The 16632-nt window shown below is 64.7% G+C and carries 13 protein-coding genes; 8 read left to right on the plus strand and 5 right to left on the minus strand.

The features are described 5' to 3' along the window. Positions 1–75: 75 nt before the first annotated feature. Both F3J44_RS11050 and F3J44_RS11055 read left to right on the plus strand, forming a co-directional pair. Positions 76–474: a MerR family DNA-binding transcriptional regulator gene (locus F3J44_RS11050; RefSeq protein WP_167064861.1), complete on the plus strand. Its 399-nt coding sequence runs from the start codon at positions 76–78 to the stop codon at positions 472–474. A gap of 13 nt (positions 475–487) precedes the next feature. Then, positions 488–1393: a hydroxymethylglutaryl-CoA lyase gene (locus F3J44_RS11055; RefSeq protein ID WP_304622149.1), complete on the plus strand. Its 906-nt coding sequence runs from the start codon at positions 488–490 to the stop codon at positions 1391–1393. Between the two features lie 532 nt (positions 1394–1925). Here F3J44_RS11055 and F3J44_RS11060 read toward each other — a convergent pair. Next, positions 1926–2444 carry an MgtC/SapB family protein gene (locus F3J44_RS11060; RefSeq protein WP_167064869.1) on the minus strand — a complete coding sequence of 173 codons (519 nt, stop codon included), beginning with the start codon at positions 2442–2444 and terminating at the stop codon, positions 1926–1928. Positions 2445–2658: 214 nt separating this feature from the next. On the opposite strand from F3J44_RS11060, the gene F3J44_RS11065 reads away from it, so the two are divergent. The 6 genes from F3J44_RS11065 to F3J44_RS11090 all read left to right on the plus strand — a co-directional run bounded on the left by F3J44_RS11065 (position 2659) and on the right by F3J44_RS11090 (position 12253). Continuing rightward, a complete protein-coding gene (locus F3J44_RS11065) occupies positions 2659–2898 on the plus strand; it encodes a DUF3203 family protein (protein ID WP_167064872.1) in 240 nt (79 codons plus the stop codon). A gap of 122 nt (positions 2899–3020) precedes the next feature. Continuing rightward, positions 3021–4391 carry a cytochrome c oxidase accessory protein CcoG gene (gene ccoG, locus F3J44_RS11070; protein WP_167272311.1) on the plus strand — a complete coding sequence of 457 codons (1371 nt, stop codon included), beginning with the start codon at positions 3021–3023 and terminating at the stop codon, positions 4389–4391. Positions 4392–4430: 39 nt separating this feature from the next. Beyond that, a complete protein-coding gene (gene mapR / locus F3J44_RS11075; protein ID WP_167064878.1) occupies positions 4431–5840 on the plus strand; it encodes a GntR family transcriptional regulator MpaR in 1410 nt (469 codons plus the stop codon). Positions 5841–5897: 57 nt separating this feature from the next. Then, positions 5898–7961 (plus strand): PAS domain-containing sensor histidine kinase, encoded by a 2064-nt coding sequence (locus F3J44_RS11080; RefSeq protein ID WP_205299825.1) that lies wholly within the window; start codon positions 5898–5900, stop codon positions 7959–7961. A gap of 74 nt (positions 7962–8035) precedes the next feature. Continuing rightward, positions 8036–10102: a PAS domain-containing sensor histidine kinase gene (locus F3J44_RS11085; protein WP_167272312.1), complete on the plus strand. Its 2067-nt coding sequence runs from the start codon at positions 8036–8038 to the stop codon at positions 10100–10102. 87 nt (positions 10103–10189) lie between these two features. Continuing rightward, positions 10190–12253, plus strand: coding sequence for a PAS domain-containing sensor histidine kinase (locus F3J44_RS11090; RefSeq protein WP_167272313.1), 2064 nt, complete (start codon positions 10190–10192; stop codon positions 12251–12253). A gap of 10 nt (positions 12254–12263) precedes the next feature. Here F3J44_RS11090 and F3J44_RS11095 read toward each other — a convergent pair whose 3' ends face one another. The 4 genes from F3J44_RS11095 to F3J44_RS11110 form a co-directional block, all read right to left on the minus strand. Continuing rightward, complete coding sequence (locus F3J44_RS11095) at positions 12264–13010, minus strand: SDR family oxidoreductase (RefSeq protein WP_167272314.1); 747 nt, start codon at positions 13008–13010, stop codon at positions 12264–12266. Positions 13011–13235: 225 nt separating this feature from the next. Then, the gene (locus F3J44_RS11100) at positions 13236–14771 is read right to left on the minus strand and encodes a DHA2 family efflux MFS transporter permease subunit (RefSeq protein WP_167064890.1); all 1536 of its coding nucleotides are present in this window, start codon (positions 14769–14771) and stop codon (positions 13236–13238) included. After that, entirely contained in the window at positions 14768–15961 is a 1194-nt protein-coding gene (locus F3J44_RS11105) for an HlyD family efflux transporter periplasmic adaptor subunit (protein ID WP_167064894.1), read from the minus strand. The genes F3J44_RS11100 and F3J44_RS11105 overlap by 4 nt, the downstream gene beginning before the upstream one ends. A gap of 30 nt (positions 15962–15991) precedes the next feature. Beyond that, entirely contained in the window at positions 15992–16465 is a 474-nt protein-coding gene (locus tag F3J44_RS11110; protein ID WP_167272315.1) for a MarR family winged helix-turn-helix transcriptional regulator, read from the minus strand. Between the last annotated feature and the right edge of the window lie 167 nt (positions 16466–16632).

The following is a 16632-nucleotide window of genomic DNA, read 5'->3' on the forward strand; positions in this document are numbered from 1 at the left end:
CTTGGTCATATGCCTGCTTGACGTATACGTAAACCTGGCTTCAGGATACCCCCATCCACCACCCCGAGCCCACGCATGAGCAGCCAGACCTACAGCATCTCCGACCTCTCCCGCGAGCTGGACATCACCACCCGCGCCATCCGCTTCTACGAGGAACAAGGCCTGCTGAGCCCGGAGCGCCGTGGCCTGGAGCGCATCTATTCGGCCCGCGACAAGGTTAGCCTCAAGCTTATCCTGCGGGGCAAGCGCATCGGTTTCTCCCTGGCCGAGTGCCGCGAACTGATCGAGCTGTACGACCCCACCAGCGGCAACCTCAAGCAGCTCAACAGCATGCTGGCGAAAATCGCCGAGCGCCGCGCCCAGCTGGAACAGCAAATGCTCGACATTCACCAGATGCAACTGGAACTGGACACCGCCCAGGAACGCTGCGAACAGGCCCTGGCCGCCACCCTGAACAACAAAGACAACCGCTGACAGGATCCCCACCATGCCCATGCCCATGCCCACCCACGTTCGCCTGGTCGAAGTCGGCCCCCGCGACGGCCTGCAGAACGAAGCCCAGCCCATCAGCGTTGCCGACAAAGTGCGCCTGGTCGACGACCTGACCGACGCCGGGCTTGGCTACATCGAAGTCGGCAGCTTCGTTTCGCCCAAATGGGTGCCGCAAATGGCAGGCTCGGCCGAGGTGTTCGCCGGCATCCGTCAGCGCGAAGGTGTTACCTATGCCGCACTGGCCCCCAACCTGCGCGGCTTCGAAGACGCCGTGGCCGCCGGGGTGAAGGAAGTGGCGGTGTTCGCGGCGGCCTCCGAGGCGTTCTCCCAGCGCAACATCAACTGCTCGATCAGCGAAAGCCTGCAGCGCTTCGAGCCCATTCTGCAGGCCGCCCGTAGCCACGGCGTGCGAGTGCGCGGCTATGTGTCCTGCGTGCTGGGCTGCCCCTACGAGGGCGAGGTGCGCGCCGAGCAGGTAGCACCGGTGGCCAAGGCCCTGCATGAAATGGGCTGCTATGAGGTGTCGCTGGGCGACACCATCGGCACCGGCACCGCCGGCAACACCCGCCGGCTGTTCGAGGTGGTAGCGGCCGTGGTGCCGCGCCAGCAGCTGGCCGGGCACTTCCACGACACCTATGGCCAGGCCCTGGCCAATGTGTATGCCAGCCTGCTTGAAGGCATCAGCGTGTTCGACAGCTCGGTGGCAGGGCTGGGCGGCTGCCCCTACGCCAAGGGCGCTACCGGCAACATTGCCACCGAGGACGTGCTGTACCTGCTGCAGGGGCTGGGTATCGAGACCGGTATCGACCTTGATCGGCTAATCGCCGCCGGGCAACGCATCAGCAGCGTGCTGGGGCGGGCCAATGGCTCGCGGGTGGCACGTGCGCGCAGCGCACACTGAATTTCATTCGGGTGTCACATGAGTGTGGGTGAGTGTTACCGCCCCCACACATCCCGAGAAAAAATCGGGTAACAGGGAAACAAATCGACAGAATTTCAGGCCCATAGGTTTTGTCGTTTTCTCTCAATCAATTGATTTTAAAGGATTTTCAAAAGTTGGCACGGCACCTGCTATATCTTTGGTACAACAACAAGAAAAACGTGACACCCAATAAAAACAACATGTAACGGCTCTGACATAACAAGAACAACACGGCAGAGGCGCAGCAAGCAGATTTTTTTGGAGTCGACAAGCTTTTCAGGGGTTCGCCCCGCGATCTGGCACAGAACAATAAAACTACCTCAAGGTAGCGGCAGTCAGGTTCGGACCCACAGGGTGAAAGCAGGTCAGCGCTCAAAAAAATACGTTTGCTCTTGACCCCGAATGGGGGTCGCACGTGACATCAAGGCAAGCCTACAAAAACAACAAAAGGCCGGCCTCAATAATAAAAAAAGAGCAGGCAACAACGCTTTGGGGGGAGCTTCGGCTCCCCTCAGTGCTTCCTGCCCTCCTCCTCCTTGCGCTTCTCCTCGCTCTGCCCCTCTACCCTGTCCACCAGCAGCGGCATCGTACCCAACACCAACAACGCCAACACCGTGCTGATCAACGCCGTGGCCTCACGCCCCATGCCTGCCGCCGTGCCGATGGCCGCGGTCATCCATAACCCCGCCGCCGTGGTCAGGCCTTTGACATGGCTGGTGTCCTGGCCATTGCCCTTGAGGATGGTGCCTGCACCGAGAAAACCGATACCGGCGACGATCCCTTGGATCACTCGGCTCAGCGCCTGCTCATCGGCGCCGGCCATGCTTGGGGCCAACACGAACAGCGCGGCGCCCAGCGACACCAGCATATGCGTGCGCACACCGGCGGATTTACCCTTGTGCTCGCGCTCGAAGCCGAGCACCGCCCCAAGTACGGCGGCCATCACCAGGCGTACGAGAATCTGCACGACCTCGCGGGTGTCGGTGATGTCGGCGAACTCGGCCTGGATGGCTTGCCAGATGACGTCCATCGCGTGGTTTCCTTGGAGGCGTGTTTTAGCCTGTGCCGGCCTCTTCGCGGGGCAAGCCCGCTCCTACAACAGGGTGTAGGAGCGGGCTTGCCCCGCGAAGAGGCCGGCACAGGCACCTAAACCATTGACCCCTGCACACCCCGCAGAGTGCCCCCGATGCAGCAACCTTCTCGCCCCCGTGGTCACAACCATTAACCCCACGGAGGACACCACCATGCCCATCGAAGTCGAAGAATCCACCGGCCACTGCACCCTTATCGGCGATACCTTGCGCATCGAGGGCAATGGCCGGGAAGTCGAGATCGTCACCGACGAACACCTGCGCATGTCCGTGGCCATTCTGGCCGGCGAGCGCTTCCCGATCACCGAAGCAGAGGCCGATGCCCTGACCGTGATCGGTGCGGTAGATAGCCGCAGGCACCTGAAGGCCAGCACGCCGGGCTCGGTGATCTGAGGCCTGCAGGGCTGTCGGCGGTAATCTGATACGGTTTTTATCGGCCAACCTGAGCCTGTGCTGAAAACAGCACGCAGGCCATAGTGCAGCTGCCTGATCGAGGCCAGCAGAGCACCGACACCATGACCGACAGAATCCATGCCCTTCAGATTGCCACCCCCGGCATTCACACCCGCAGCTTCACCGGCCTGTACCGTTCGCTGCGCATCACCTTCGCCGGCGCCTTGTTCGCACTGTTCTTCGGCACCGCCTGGCTCGACTGGAATGGCCGCCAGGCCGTGCTGTGGGACCTGGCCAACAGCAAATTCCATATCTTCGCCGCCACCTTCTGGCCGCAGGACTTCATCCTGCTGTCGGCGCTGCTGATCATCTGCGCCTTCGGCCTGTTCGCCATCACCGTCTACGCCGGCAGGGTGTGGTGCGGCTACAGCTGCCCGCAAAGCACCTGGACCTGGCTGTTCATGTGGTGCGAAAAGGTCACCGAAGGTGACCGCAACCAGCGCATCAAGCTCGCCAGCGGCCCCTGGAGCCTGAACAAGCTGGCCCGGCGCACGCTCAAGCATGGCCTGTGGCTGCTGATCGGCCTGGCCACCGGGTTGACCTTCGTCGGTTACTTCACCCCCATCCGACCCCTGGCGCAGGAACTGCTCAGCCTGCAACTCGGTGGCGTGGCGCTGTTCTGGGTGCTGTTCTTCACTGCCGCGACCTATATCAATGCAGGCCTGTTGCGCGAGGCGGTGTGCCTGCACATGTGCCCCTATGCGCGCTTCCAGAGCGTGATGTTCGACCAGCACACCCTGGCCGTGGCCTACGACCCCCGCCGTGGCGAGGCGCGCGGTGCCCGCCGCAAAGGCAGCGACCCGCGCGCCCAGGGCCTGGGCGACTGCGTGGACTGCAGCCTGTGCGTGCAGGTGTGCCCGACCGGCATCGACATCCGCGATGGCCTGCAAATGGCCTGCATCGGCTGCGCCGCCTGCATCGACGCCTGCGACAACGTGATGGACAAGATGGGCTATGCCCGCGGCCTGATCGGCTACAAGTCCGAGCACAGCCTGCAGGGTGGCGCCCAGCACTGGCTGCGCCCGCGCCTGGTCGGCTATGCCATCGCGCTGCTGGTAATGGGCGTGGCACTGGTGCTGGCCCTGCAACTGCGCCCCATGGTGTCGCTGGACGTGCTCAAGGACCGGGGCCTGTTCCGCGAAAACGCTCAGGGCCAGATCGAGAACATCTACCTGCTCAAGGTCATCAACAAGACCAATGCCACCCAGCGCTACCGCCTGCGCCTGCTCGATGCCGAGGGCTTCGCCCTGCAGGGCGATACCGAGCGGGTCATTGCCGCCGGCGAAATGGCCGAGTGGCCGGTATCGGTGGCGATACTCGCCGAACGTGCCAGCAACGCTTCGCGCGAACTGGCCTTCGAGATTCAGGACCGCGACCAGCCGGCGATCCACAGCGTGGCGCGTAGCCGCTTCGTGGCGCCGACCCAGCGCTGATCCCTTACACTGCCCGATCACCTTGCCTGCCGAGCCCCCATGAAACGCTACGAACGCTTTGCCGACGACATTGCCGAACTGATCCGCTCCGGGGTGCTCGGCCCTGGCCAGCGCGTGCCTTCGGTGCGCTATGCCAGCCAAACCCATGGGGTAAGCCCGTCCACGGTGTTCCAGGCGTATTACCTGCTGGAGCGCCGCGGCCTGATTCGCGCCCGGCCGCGCTCGGGCTATTTCGTCAATGCCCACGCGCCACGCCCGTTCAGCGAGCCGCAGACGCTGGCGCCCCTGAGCGAATCGACCGAGGTGGATGTCAGTGCCCTGGTGTTTTCCATCCTCGACTCGATGAAGGACCCGAACACCGTGCCGTTCGGCTCGGCCTTCCCCAGCCCCGAGCTGTTCCCGCTGCAGCGCCTTTCACGCTCGCTGGCCAGCGCCAGCCGGGCCATGGACCCGCGCATGGTGGTCACCGACCTGTCGCCGGGCAACCCCCAGCTGCGCCGGCAAATTGCCCTGCGCTACATGGTGGGCGGGCTGATGCTGCCGATGGAGGAGCTGCTGATTACCAATGGTGCGCTGGAGGCCCTGAACCTGTGCCTGCAGGCCGTGACCGAACCCGGCGACCTGGTGGCCATCGAGGCGCCGGCCTTCTATGCCTGCCTGCAGGTGCTGGAACGGCTCAAGCTCAAGGCGGTGGAAATCCCGGTACACCCACGTGAAGGCATGGACCTGGCGGTACTCGCGCAAACCCTGGACAAGCACCCGGTCAAGGCTGTGTGGTGCATGACCAACTTCCAGAACCCGGTGGGCGCAAGCATGCCCGAGGCGAAAAAGCAGGCACTGGTCGAGTTGCTGCGCCGCCACCAGGTGCCGCTGATCGAAGACGATGTCTACGCCGAACTGTACTACGCACAGCAAGCGCCCAAGCCGGCCAAGGCCTTCGATACCCAGGGCCTGGTGATGCACTGCGGCTCCTTCGCCAAAAGCCTGGCCCCCGGCTACCGCATCGGCTGGGTGGCCGCCGGGCGCTTCGCGCAGAAAATAGAACGGCTCAAGCTGATGACTTCGCTGTGCGCCTCGATGCCCGCCCAGGCGGCCATCGCCGACTACCTGCAACACGGTGGCTATGACCGCCACCTGCGCAAGCTGCGCTATGCCCTGGAAGGCCAGCAGGCCAACATGCTCGCCGCCATCGCCCGGCATTTTCCCGCACAGACCCGGGTCAGCCAGCCCAGTGGTGGCTATTTCCTGTGGCTGGAGCTGCCCGAACAGATGGATACCCTGAAACTGTTCCACATGGCCCTGGCCCAAGGCATCAGCATCGCCCCCGGGCCGATCTTCTCGCCCACCCGTCGCTTCGGCAACTGCCTACGCCTGAACTACGGCACGCCCTGGCATGCCGGCGCCGATAACGCCATGGAAATCCTCGGCAAAATTGTTCGCTCCTTCTGATGGCAGTTCCCCGGGTGGCTTTCTATAGTTATTTCGAGTTAGACCCGAGCCCTTGTCATGCCATCAGATGCCCCATCTGCCCATGAGCTCAGCCTGCGCCAACGGATAGCCGAACTCCAGGAGCAGCTAGAGGAACAGCGCTTGAAGGCCACCTGCTTCGAGCTGCTGTCGGCGCGCATGGAGGAAGGCTTCTGCGTGGTCGAACTGATCAAGAATGCCCAGGGTCAATTTCACGATTACCGCTATCTGTTGACCAACGGCGCCTGCCTGCACCACACCGCCCACCCGAAGAAAATGGGCCAGACGGCACGCGAGGTGATTCCCGACGAAGTGGACGGGTGGCTGGCGTATTTCGCCGAGGTGGCGCGCACGGGGCGCTCGGTCAGCTTCGAGAAATGCCTGCAGGCGACCAACCGCCAGCTCAACCTGTCAGTGCATCGGTTGGAGCCGGCGCAGCTCAACCGCATTGCCATCCACTTCACTGCCCTGCGGCAAGGGCAACCCGAACGCGACCGCCTGCTGGAGCGCAACGAGGAACTGAGCCAACGGGTTGACCAGGCCCAGGCCAACAGCAAGCTGCTGGGTGAGCTGGTCGACCATAGCCTGGCCAATGTATTCGCCGCCGACCGTAGCCTGCGCCTGCTGGCCATCAACCGCACGGCCCAGGAAACCTTCAAGCGCCTGCGTGGGTTCGCGCCCCAGGTGGGCGACTTCATTCCGCAATTCCTGGCCCGCTATCCCGACCTCATGAGCCGGCTGGAACCGGTGTGGCCGCGCTTGCTGGCCGGCGAGGCCTTCACCGAAACCCTGGCCTTCGGCCCAGAAAACGAAATGCACCACTACGAAATCCTCTACAACCCGTTGCGCGACGCCCAGCAGTGCATCCAGGGCGGTTACCTGTTCGCCTACGACATCACCGAACGGGTCAGGGAACAGGAGCGCCTGCGCGAAACCGAACAGGCCCTGCGCCAGTCGCAAAAGATGGAAGCGGTCGGCCAGTTGACCGGCGGTATCGCCCACGACTTCAACAACCTGCTGGGCAGCATCATGGCGGCACTGGAGATGGCCGAACAACGCCAGGACCAGCAGCGCCACGAGGAAACCGCGCGCCTGATCGGTGTCGCCCGCCACAGCGCCCAGCGCGCCGCCTCGCTGGTGCAGCGGCTGCTGGCCTTCTCGCGCCAGCAAACCCTGAAGCCCCAGGCCGTCGATGTGCACCCGCTGGTGTCCGGCATGCGCGACCTGATCAACAGCTCGATCGACAGCAGCATCGAGTTCGTCAACGAAACCCTGCCGGGCCAGTGGTTGATCCTGGTCGACCCGCCGCAGCTGGAAAGCGCCTTGCTCAACCTCAGCCTGAATGCCCGTGACGCCATGCCCTCGGGCGGCCTGCTGCGCATCGCCAGCAGCAACCTCACCATCAACCCAGAGCTTGCGCGCAGCCTGGACATGGAACCGGGCGACTACCTGCATATCCAGGTGCGCGACAACGGTGTCGGCATGACCCGCGAAATCGCCCAGCGCGCCGTGGACCCGTTCTTTTCCACCAAGGCACTGGGCCAGGGCTCTGGCCTGGGGCTTTCGATGGTGTACGGGTTCATGCGCCAGTCAGGCGGGCAGTTGCACATCAACAGTGCCTGCGGCAAAGGCACCGAGGTCGACCTGTACCTGCCCAGGCACAGCGCTGACGCGCCTGCGCAGCTGCCATGCCCAGCCCAAGCCAGTGCCAAGCCAAGGCCCATGGCGAACCTGCGCACGGTGCTGGTGGAAGACCAGGACGTACTGCGCCAGATCATCTGCGACGTGCTGGAGGATTGCGGCCATGAAGTACACGACTTCGCCGATGGCCACCAGGCGCTTGCGGCGCTGCACGCAGGGCTGCAGCCCGACCTGCTGATCACCGACATCGGCCTGCCCGGGCGCCTCGATGGCCACCAGGTGGCCGCCGAGTTCCGGCGGCTGTTCAGCGGTTTGCCAACGCTGTTCATCAGCGGCTACAGCCCTGCCTCAGCCATGGCCCGGGCCGCTTCGTCGAGCCTGGACGACATCCTGTTCAAGCCTTTCGAGCTGGCTACACTGAAACAGCGCATCGAACTGCTACTGGAGAAGAACCTGCCCTAGCCCCCGACCTTCGGTACATCACAAGCCCAGCGCCGGTTGCGCCTGGATCATTCGCCTAACCGTTGGACGTCAACATGCCTTCTTGCGAGCTGGTTGCCTTGCAGCAGCAGATCGATGACCTGCAGCACATCAATGCGCAATTGAAACTGCGCCTGGCGTGCAACCAGGAGCACGACCCCAGTGTTTACCAGTTTCTGTTCGACACCATGGACCAAGGCTGCTGCATCATCGAATTCCTCGACGGCCCGCAAGGCCCACTCAGCGACTATGTGCATGTGCTGGTCAACGCGGCCTGCAGCAAACACACCGGCATTGCCCGCTTGATAGGGCAGAAGGTGCGCGAGGTGGTGCCCGAGGAGGCCGATGCCTGGGTCAGCCGCTATGCCGAAGTGCTGCGCACCGGCCAGCCGCTGCAATTCGAGCAGGAGCTGGTCGCCACCGGCCACGTGCTGTCGGTGACCAGCTTTCGCATAGAGCCTGCACAGCGGCGCCAGGTGGCCGTGCTGTTCAAGGATGTCACCGCCCGGCGCGACAACGAGCGCGAACTGCAGCGCACCAACCTGGCCCTGGAACAGCGGGTCAGCCAGGCCATGACCGAGCGCCGCTGGTTTGCCGAACTGGTCGATCACAGCGCTGCCAACGTGCACATGATCGACAGCGGCTTCCATTGGCTGGCGATCAACCGCCAGGCCAAGCTGGACTTCTGCCACCTGTACGGCATCACCCCCGCCATTGGCGACTACATGCCCGCGCTGATGGTGTCCAACCCCCGCGACCGCGACTTGATCATGCCCCTGTGGGAACGCGCCCTGGCTGGCGAGCAGTTCATCATCAGCGACGTGTTCGGTGAGGGCGCCGGCAAGCGTCATTACGAGTTGCGCTTCAACAGTTTCCGCGCCAGCGATGGCAGCATGGCCGGTGCCTACCTGTTCGCCTACGACATCAGCGACCGGGTGGCCGCCGAGGAACGCCTGCACATTGCCGAGCAAGCCCTGCGCCAGTCGCAGAAAATGGAAGCCGTGGGGCAGCTCAGCGGCGGCGTTGCCCACGACTTCAACAACCTGCTCGGGGGCATACTCGGCGCCCAGGAGCTCATGCAGCAGCGCTTGCAACAGGGCCGGCTCGAGCAACTCCCACAGTTGCTGGAAGTGGCAAACGGCTCGGCCCTGCGCGCCTCTTCAGTGGTACAGCGCCTGCTGGCCTACTCACGCCAGCAAGCGTTGCAACCCTACCCCACCGAGGTCTGCTCGCTGCTGCGCAGCATGGAAGCGCTGGTGCGTGGCAGCATCGGCCCGGCGATTGCCTTGCACACTGAGTTTACCGAATGGTTGTGGCCCACCTTCATCGACCCGCCGCAATTGGAAAGCGCCATACTCAACCTGTGCATCAATGCGCGCGATGCGATGCCCGACGGCGGCACGCTCACGGTGCATGGCAACAACGTCAACCTGGACCCAGAACAGGCCCAGGCCCTGTGCCTGCCGCCGGGTGATTATATCCGCCTGGGCGTCAAGGACGATGGCCAGGGCATGCCCCCCGAGGTGCTGGCCCGTGCGCTGGACCCCTTCTTCACCACCAAGCCCATCGGCCAAGGCACCGGCCTTGGGCTGTCGATGGTCTACGGCTTTGTCTGCCAGTCCGGTGGCCAGCTGCGCATCACCTCCAGCCCCGGCGAGGGCACCCACGTCGAGCTGTTCCTGCCCCGCCACCTGGCGCCCGCCATGCCGCCTGCGCCACCCAAGCCTGTGGCCAAGCCGGTCAGCACCTACACAGGCACGCGCCACATCGTGCTGGTCGAGGACCAGGCCTCGTTGCGCCTGGTGATGTGCGAAGCCCTCGAAGACCAGGGGCACCGGGTGGAGGCATTCGAGTCAGGCCCGGCGGCACTTGCCTTTCTCGCCAAAAACGCGCCCCCAGACCTGCTGATCAGCGATATCGGCCTGCCCGATGGGCTTACCGGCGTGCAGGTTGCCGAGCGCAGCCAGGCCCTGTTTCCAGGGCTGAGGGTGTTGTTCGTCACCGGCTACGACGAGCGCGCCGCCTTGAGCGGCGGCCAACCGCTGGGCAATGCCACCCTATTGACCAAGCCATTCGAACTGTCGGCACTGACCGACCGGGTGGCGCAGATGCTGCAACCCTGATGAACGCGGCTCGGGCCTGGCTATCGCACTGGCCGTGGCCGGGACGCTCACGCTAAAGTTGCTCACTGCCTCAAGCCGGATAGCCCAATGCCTCACCGCGAACTGCCTCGTCTGCACCAACAGATCGCCGCGCTGCAACAGCGCGTGGGCGAACTCGAGACGACGCTGGCCCACCAGCACGCGCTGGGTAACGATGTGTACCGTTTTCTGTTCGATACCATGGACGAAGGGTTTTGCATCATCGAATTCTTCGATGGCCCCCACGGCCCGCTCAGCGACTACGTGCACGTGCTGGCCAATGCGGCCTACGCCAAGCACGCCGGGATTCCCGATGTGGTCGGCCAGAAGCTGCGCGAGATGGTGCCCGATGAGGCGGATGACTGGGTGGCGCGCTACGGCAGTGTGCTGCGCACCGGCGAGCCGTTGCAGTTCGAGCAGGAACTGGTCGCCACCGGCCATATCCTGGAGATCACCACCTTCCGCATCGAGCCGGCGCAGCGCCGCCAGGTGGCGGTACTGTTCAAGGACGTGACCGAGCGGCGCAACGCCGAGCGAGCACTGCAGCAACTCAATACCGAACTTGAGCAGCGCGTGAGCACCGCCCTGGCCGAACGGCGCTTGTTCGCCGAAATGGTCGAGCACAGCGTGGTCAACGTGCATGCACTCGACCCGCAGATGCGCTGGCTGGCAATCAACCGCCAGGCCAAGGACGACTTCCACACCCTGTACGGCAGAACACCGGAAGTAGGCGACAGCCTGCCCCTGCTGCTCGACGATTTCCCCAAGGACTGCCAACAGGTCCTGCCCCTGTGGCGGCGAGCCCTGGCTGGCGAGCACTTCACCGAGATCGGCGCCTTTGGCAATCGCCACTACGAACTGCGCTTCAATACCCTGCTCGACCACGACGGCACACCGCTGGGCGCCTACCTGTTCGCCTACGACATCAGCGAGCGGGTGCGCGAGCAAGAGCGCCTGGCCACCGCCGAGCAGGCGTTGCGCCAGGCGCAGAAAATGGAAGCGGTGGGCCTGCTCAGTGGCGGCATCGCCCATGATTTCAACAACCTGCTCGGCAGCATCCTCAACGCCCAGCAGCTGATGCGCCAGCGCCTGCTGCAACAGCGCTACGAGGGCCTCGAATCGCTGCTCGACCTGTCCAGCAGCTCGGCGCAGCGTGCCTCGTCGCTGGTGCACCGGTTGCTTTCATTCTCTCGCCAGCAAACCCTGCAACCCCAGCCCACCCAGGTGGCCGAGCTGGTGCAGGGCATGGAGGAGTTGCTGCGCAGCACCATCGGCCAGTCGATCACCCTGCACAGCCACTTCCCCACGCCGCTGTGGCCCACCTTCATCGACCCGCCGCAACTGGAAAGCGCGCTGCTCAACCTGTGCATCAATGCCCGTGATGCCCAGCCTGAGGGGGGCGTGATCGATATCCAGGGCTACAACGCGGTACTGGGCAGCGAACAGGCGCGAACGCTGCAACTGCCGGCCGGCGACTATGTGTGCCTGGTGGTCAAGGACAACGGCTGCGGCATGAGCGATGAGGTGATGACGCGCGCCTTCGACCCGTTCTTCTCGACCAAGCCGATGGGCCAGGGTACGGGCCTGGGGCTGTCGATGACCTACGGGTTCGTGCGCCAGTCGGGCGGGCACGTGCGGCTGCTGTCAGCCCCCGGCCAAGGCACTCGGGTAGAGCTGTACCTGCCGCGCCATCACCAGCAGCCCGCTGCCCCGGCCGCTCCCGCCAGCTACCCGGCACTGGAACGCAGCGCCCGGGCCGGGCAACGCATCCTGCTGGTGGAGGACCAGGCCGGCTTGCGCCTGGTGGTGGGCGAGGTGCTGGAGGAACTGGGCTACCAGGTGGTGGCCTTCGCCAACGGGCCCGATGCACTGGCTTACCTTGAGCAGCATGCGCGCCCCGACCTGTTGCTAAGCGACATCGGCTTGCCCGGTGGCCTAAACGGCCGCCAGTTGGCCGAGCGCTGCCGGCTACGCTACCCAGCGCTGAAGGTGCTGTTCGTCACCGGCTACGATGCCAGCGCGGCGCTCAGCGACGGCCAGTTGCTGCAGGGCACCCGGGTGCTGACCAAGCCTTTCGAACTTGAGGCCTTGGCCGAGTGCGTGCGCCAGTTGCTGGAAGACGAACAGCCCTGAGCGCCCGCGCTCAGCGCCCGCCGCCGAGGTCGAGGAAACTGCCGGTGGAATAGGAGGCCTTGTCCGACAGCAGCCACAGGATCGCCTCGGCCACCTCTTCTGCCCGCCCGCCACGGCCCATGGGCAGGCCTGGCTCAAGCTTGGCCACCCGCTCGGGGTCGCCAGAGAGGGCGTGGAAACCGGTATGAATGTAGCCGGGCCGCACGCCGTTGACCCGCACGCCCTCGCCCGCCACTTCCTTGGCCAGGCCAAGGGTGAAGGTGTCGAGCGCGCCTTTTGAGGCGGCGTAGTCGACGTATTCGTTGGGTGAACCCAGGCGCGCAGCGACCGACGACACGTTGACGATGGCCCCACCCTGGCCGCCATGGCGGCGGGCCATGCGCCGCAAGGCGTGCTTGGCGCACAGCATCGGGCCGACGACGTTGGTCTTCATCACCTTGAGCAGGCGGAACTCGGACATGTCCTCGACACGGCTCTGCTGGCCGATGGTGCCCGCGTTATTGACCAGCGCAGTGACCGGGCCAAGTTCCTGGTCGACGCGGTGAAACAGTTGCACGACTTCGTCTTCGACGCTGGCATCGGCACGTACGGCGATCGCTTCGGCGCCCAGGGCGCGAACCTGCTCAAGGATGTGCCCGGCGGCCTGGTCGTCGGCGTGGTAGTTGATGCAGATGCGGTAGCCTTCGCGGGCGGCCTGCAATGCGGTGGCGGCGCCAATGCCACGGCTGGCGCCGGTGATGACGATGACTTTGTGCATGAAACGGCCAATCGTTTGGGGAGGGAGCAGCGACGATAGGCGATTGCCATGGGGTGGGGCAAGGTGTTCTGGCGCCGCGCAGTTCCCTGTAGGAGCGAGCGCAGCTCGCGATGGGCTGCAAAGCAGCCCCAGCACTATGAGCCGCGAGGCTGAAACCCTGGGGCCGCTGCGCGCCCCATCGCGAGCTGCGCTCGCTCCTACCGGGAATTGTGGCGGGAGGTGTCGTCAATGGCCGGACGACGCCGGGCCGGCCTTGGCCGTGAACGGCGGTTTGGCCAGCCACACCAGCAGGATCAACCCGGCGAACACCCAGGTCATCAGTGTGAAGTAATCCACCGTCGACATCATGTACGCCTGGGCGTTGACGATCTGCTCAAGCTGCGCATAGTTCTGCGCACTGGCCCCGCCCAGCTGTTCCAGGGTGTGCCGCGTGGCCGGGTCGAACTGGCTGATGTGCTCGCTCAGGTAGGCATGGTGCTGGTCCGCCCGGCGAATCCAGATCCAGGTCGTCAGGGAAGCAGCAAAACTGCCGCCCAAGGTGCGCAGGAACGTCGCCAGCCCCGAACCATCGGCGATCTGGTGCGGCGGCAGGTCCGACAGCAGGATGCTCAATGTCGGCATGAAGAACAGCGCCACGCCAATCCCCATGAACAACTGCACCAGGGCAATGTGCTGGAAGTCCACCTCGCTGGTGAACCCGGCGCGCATGAAGCAGCTGCTGCCAATGGCCAGAAACGCCAGCCCAGCCAGCACGCGCAGGTCGAAGCGGTGCGCGTACTTGCCCACGAACGGCGACATGATTACCGGCAGCAAGCCGATCGGCGCCACCGCCAGGCCCGCCCAGGTGGCGGTGTAGCCCATCTGCGTCTGCAGCCACTGTGGCAGGATCAGGTTGATGCCGAAAAAGCCCGCATAGCCGCCGACCAGCACGATGGTGCCGACGCGAAAGTTGCGGTGCACGAACAGGCGCAGATTGACCACCGGGTGGCGGTCGGTCAGTTCCCAGATGATGAAGATCGCCAGGAACACCACCGAAATCAGGCTGCCGACAATGATGAACGACGACTCGAACCAGTCCAGGTCGTTGCCCTTGTCCAACACCACCTGCAATGCCCCCACGCCCACGATCAACGTCAGCAGGCCGATGTAGTCCATCGGCTGGCGGCTGGTCACCACCGGGCGCGTGCGCATCTGCTGGCGCACCACGGCAGCGGCGAACAGGCCGATCGGCACGTTGATGAAGAAGATCCACGGCCAGCTGTAGCTGTCGGTGATCCAGCCTCCCAGGATCGGCCCTGCAATCGGCGCCACCACCGTGACCATCGCCAGCAGCGCCAAGGCCATCCCCCGTTTCGCCGGCGGGTACACGGCAATCAGCAAGGTCTGGGTCATTGGGTACAGCGGCCCGGCCACCACCCCCTGCAGCACGCGAAAGCCCACCAGTTCCGGCATCGACTGGGCGATACCGCACAGGAATGAGGCCAGCACGAACAGCAGCGTGGCCCAGATGAACAGCTTCACCTCGCCAAAGCGCCGGCTCAGCCAGCCGGTCAACGGCAAGGCAATGGCGTTGCTCACCGCGAACGAGGTAATCACCCAGGTGCCCTGCTCGTAACTCACCCCCAAGTTGCCGGAAATGGTCGGCAGCGCCACGTTGGCGATGGTGGTGTCGAGCACCTGCATGAAGGTTGCCAGCGACAGGCCGATGGTGGTCAGCAGCAGGCTCGGCGGCGTGAACTGGGCCGGGGCGTTGTTGCTCATCGCTCGGCCGTCTTGCCGGTGGCGCTGTTTTCGTGGATCAGCCGGGCGATCAGGTTATCGGCATCGCCCAGCTGGCGGTCGTACACCTGGGTGGTGTAGCTGGCCTGCTGCGGCGGTTGCTGGGCCAGGGTCGGGCCGCTCTGGTCGTGCAGGTCGACTTCGACCACGGTGGACAGGCCGATACGCAGCGGGTGGTCCTTGAGCTGGTCGGGGCTGAGGTGGATGCGCACCGGCACGCGCTGGACGATCTTGATCCAGTTGCCGGTGGCGTTCTGCGCCGGCAGCAGGGCGAAGGCGCTGCCGGTTCCGGCGCCCAGGCTGTCGACCGTGCCGCTGTACTTCACTTCGCTGCCGTACAGGTCGGCGTTGATTTCCACCGGTTGGCCGATGCGCATGTTGCGCAGCTGGGTTTCCTTGAAGTTGGCGTCGATCCACACCTCGTCCAGCGGAATCACCGCCATGGTCGCGGTGCCCGGCTGCAGGCGCTGGCCGAGCTGCACGGTGCGCTTGGCCACGTAGCCGGTGACTGGCGCCACCAGGGTAGTACGGGCATGGTCGAGGTAGGCCTGGCGCAGGTCGGCGGCGGCCGCCATGACCTCGGGGTGCGAGGACACCACGGTGTCGTCGACCAGCGCGGTGCTGGTGTTCAGTTGCTGGCGGGCACTGTTGACGGCGGCCTGGGCCACGGTCAGGTCATCGCGGGCGTGGGAGATTTCCTCGGCGGCAATCGCCCCGCTGTCGGCCAGCACCTTGCGCCGGTTGTAGTTCTGCTGGGCCTTCTGCAGCTCGGCCTGGCGGGTTTGCAACTGCGCCTTGAGCGAGTCGACGTTGCTGTACAGCCCGCGCACCTGGCGCACGGTGCGCGCCAGCTTGGCTTCGGCTGACTGCAGCGCCACCTGGCTGTCGGCCGGGTCGAACTGCAGCAGCACCTGGCCAGCATGCACCAGGTCGCCATCGTCGGCGCCGATGCTGGTGACGGTCCCGGTCACCAGCGGGGTAATTTCCACCACGTTGCCATTGACGTAGGCGTCGTCGGTGCTTTCGTGCCAGCGCCCGATCAGGCTGTACCAGGCCCAGGCGCCAGCGCCGGCAAGCAGCACCAGCAGCAACAGGCCAAGCAGCAAGGCCTTGCGCTTGCCCGGCGCTGGCGCGTCGGCGGAGGGAGTTGAGGTGTCTGCGGGAGTGGCCATGGGAATACCTTGGAAAATGCGTAACAGGGTTCAGCGATCGCCGAAACGGCGCGTCGCCAGGGGGTCGCCGGCGCTGAGCAGCACCTTGGCCAGCAGGCCTTCGAGGGTTTTCAGCTCGTCAGCCTGAAGCACGCCGACCAGTTCGTTCATGGCCGCTGCGCCAATCTCCGGCAGGCGGTCGGCCAGCCGCTGGCCATCGGCACTCAGGGCCAGGCGCACCTGGCGCCGGTCATCGGCGCAGCGGTTGCGCAGGATCAGGCCCTTTTGCTCGAGGCGGTCGAGCATGCGGGTCATCGAACCGCTGTCCAGGCCCAGGTAGCGGCACAGTTCAGCCGGTGTATCCACCTGGTACTGGGTGACGATGATCAGCACCTTGAACTGCGCGGCAGTGACACCTTCCGGCTCAAGGTGCCAATCGAGAATGCGGTCCTTGAGGATCGCCGCGCGGCCCAGCAGCATGCCGATGGCGCAGCTCTGGAAGTTTTCCGGGGTGAAATGGGACATCAAGGGTCTGCTCGGGCAATTGTATGAAAATATTACTGCCTAGGCAGTGAATGTCAAAGCCTTGATTAGCCAGCTATCAAAAATTTCATCCAGAACACCCGCTTCTACAGTGGGACACGGGTGGCCGCGAAGCGTTCTCAAACGCGGGAATTCCCTTGCGAAAGCGA

The sequence above is a fragment of the Pantoea sp. Tr-811 genome, assembly GCF_011752535.1.
GTDB lineage: Bacteria > Pseudomonadota > Gammaproteobacteria > Pseudomonadales > Pseudomonadaceae > Aquipseudomonas.

What these genes read in the sequence shown, in the direction of transcription:
- F3J44_RS11050 (WP_167064861.1), top strand. Translation starts at nt 76, where the DNA reads ATGAGCAGCCAGACCTACAGCATCTCCGACCTCTCCCGCGAGCTGGAC.
- F3J44_RS11110 (WP_167272315.1), bottom strand. Translation starts at nt 16,465, where the DNA reads ATGTCCCATTTCACCCCGGAAAACTTCCAGAGCTGCGCCATCGGCATG.
- mapR (WP_167064878.1), top strand. Translation starts at nt 4,431, where the DNA reads ATGAAACGCTACGAACGCTTTGCCGACGACATTGCCGAACTGATCCGC.
- F3J44_RS11085 (WP_167272312.1), top strand. Translation starts at nt 8,036, where the DNA reads ATGCCTTCTTGCGAGCTGGTTGCCTTGCAGCAGCAGATCGATGACCTG.
- ccoG (WP_167272311.1), top strand. Translation starts at nt 3,021, where the DNA reads ATGACCGACAGAATCCATGCCCTTCAGATTGCCACCCCCGGCATTCAC.
- F3J44_RS11055 (WP_304622149.1), top strand. Translation starts at nt 488, where the DNA reads ATGCCCATGCCCATGCCCACCCACGTTCGCCTGGTCGAAGTCGGCCCC.
- F3J44_RS11095 (WP_167272314.1), bottom strand. Translation starts at nt 13,010, where the DNA reads ATGCACAAAGTCATCGTCATCACCGGCGCCAGCCGTGGCATTGGCGCC.
- F3J44_RS11090 (WP_167272313.1), top strand. Translation starts at nt 10,190, where the DNA reads ATGCCTCACCGCGAACTGCCTCGTCTGCACCAACAGATCGCCGCGCTG.
- F3J44_RS11100 (WP_167064890.1), bottom strand. Translation starts at nt 14,771, where the DNA reads ATGAGCAACAACGCCCCGGCCCAGTTCACGCCGCCGAGCCTGCTGCTG.
- F3J44_RS11060 (WP_167064869.1), bottom strand. Translation starts at nt 2,444, where the DNA reads ATGGACGTCATCTGGCAAGCCATCCAGGCCGAGTTCGCCGACATCACC.
- F3J44_RS11065 (WP_167064872.1), top strand. Translation starts at nt 2,659, where the DNA reads ATGCCCATCGAAGTCGAAGAATCCACCGGCCACTGCACCCTTATCGGC.
- F3J44_RS11105 (WP_167064894.1), bottom strand. Translation starts at nt 15,961, where the DNA reads ATGGCCACTCCCGCAGACACCTCAACTCCCTCCGCCGACGCGCCAGCG.
- F3J44_RS11080 (WP_205299825.1), top strand. Translation starts at nt 5,898, where the DNA reads ATGCCATCAGATGCCCCATCTGCCCATGAGCTCAGCCTGCGCCAACGG.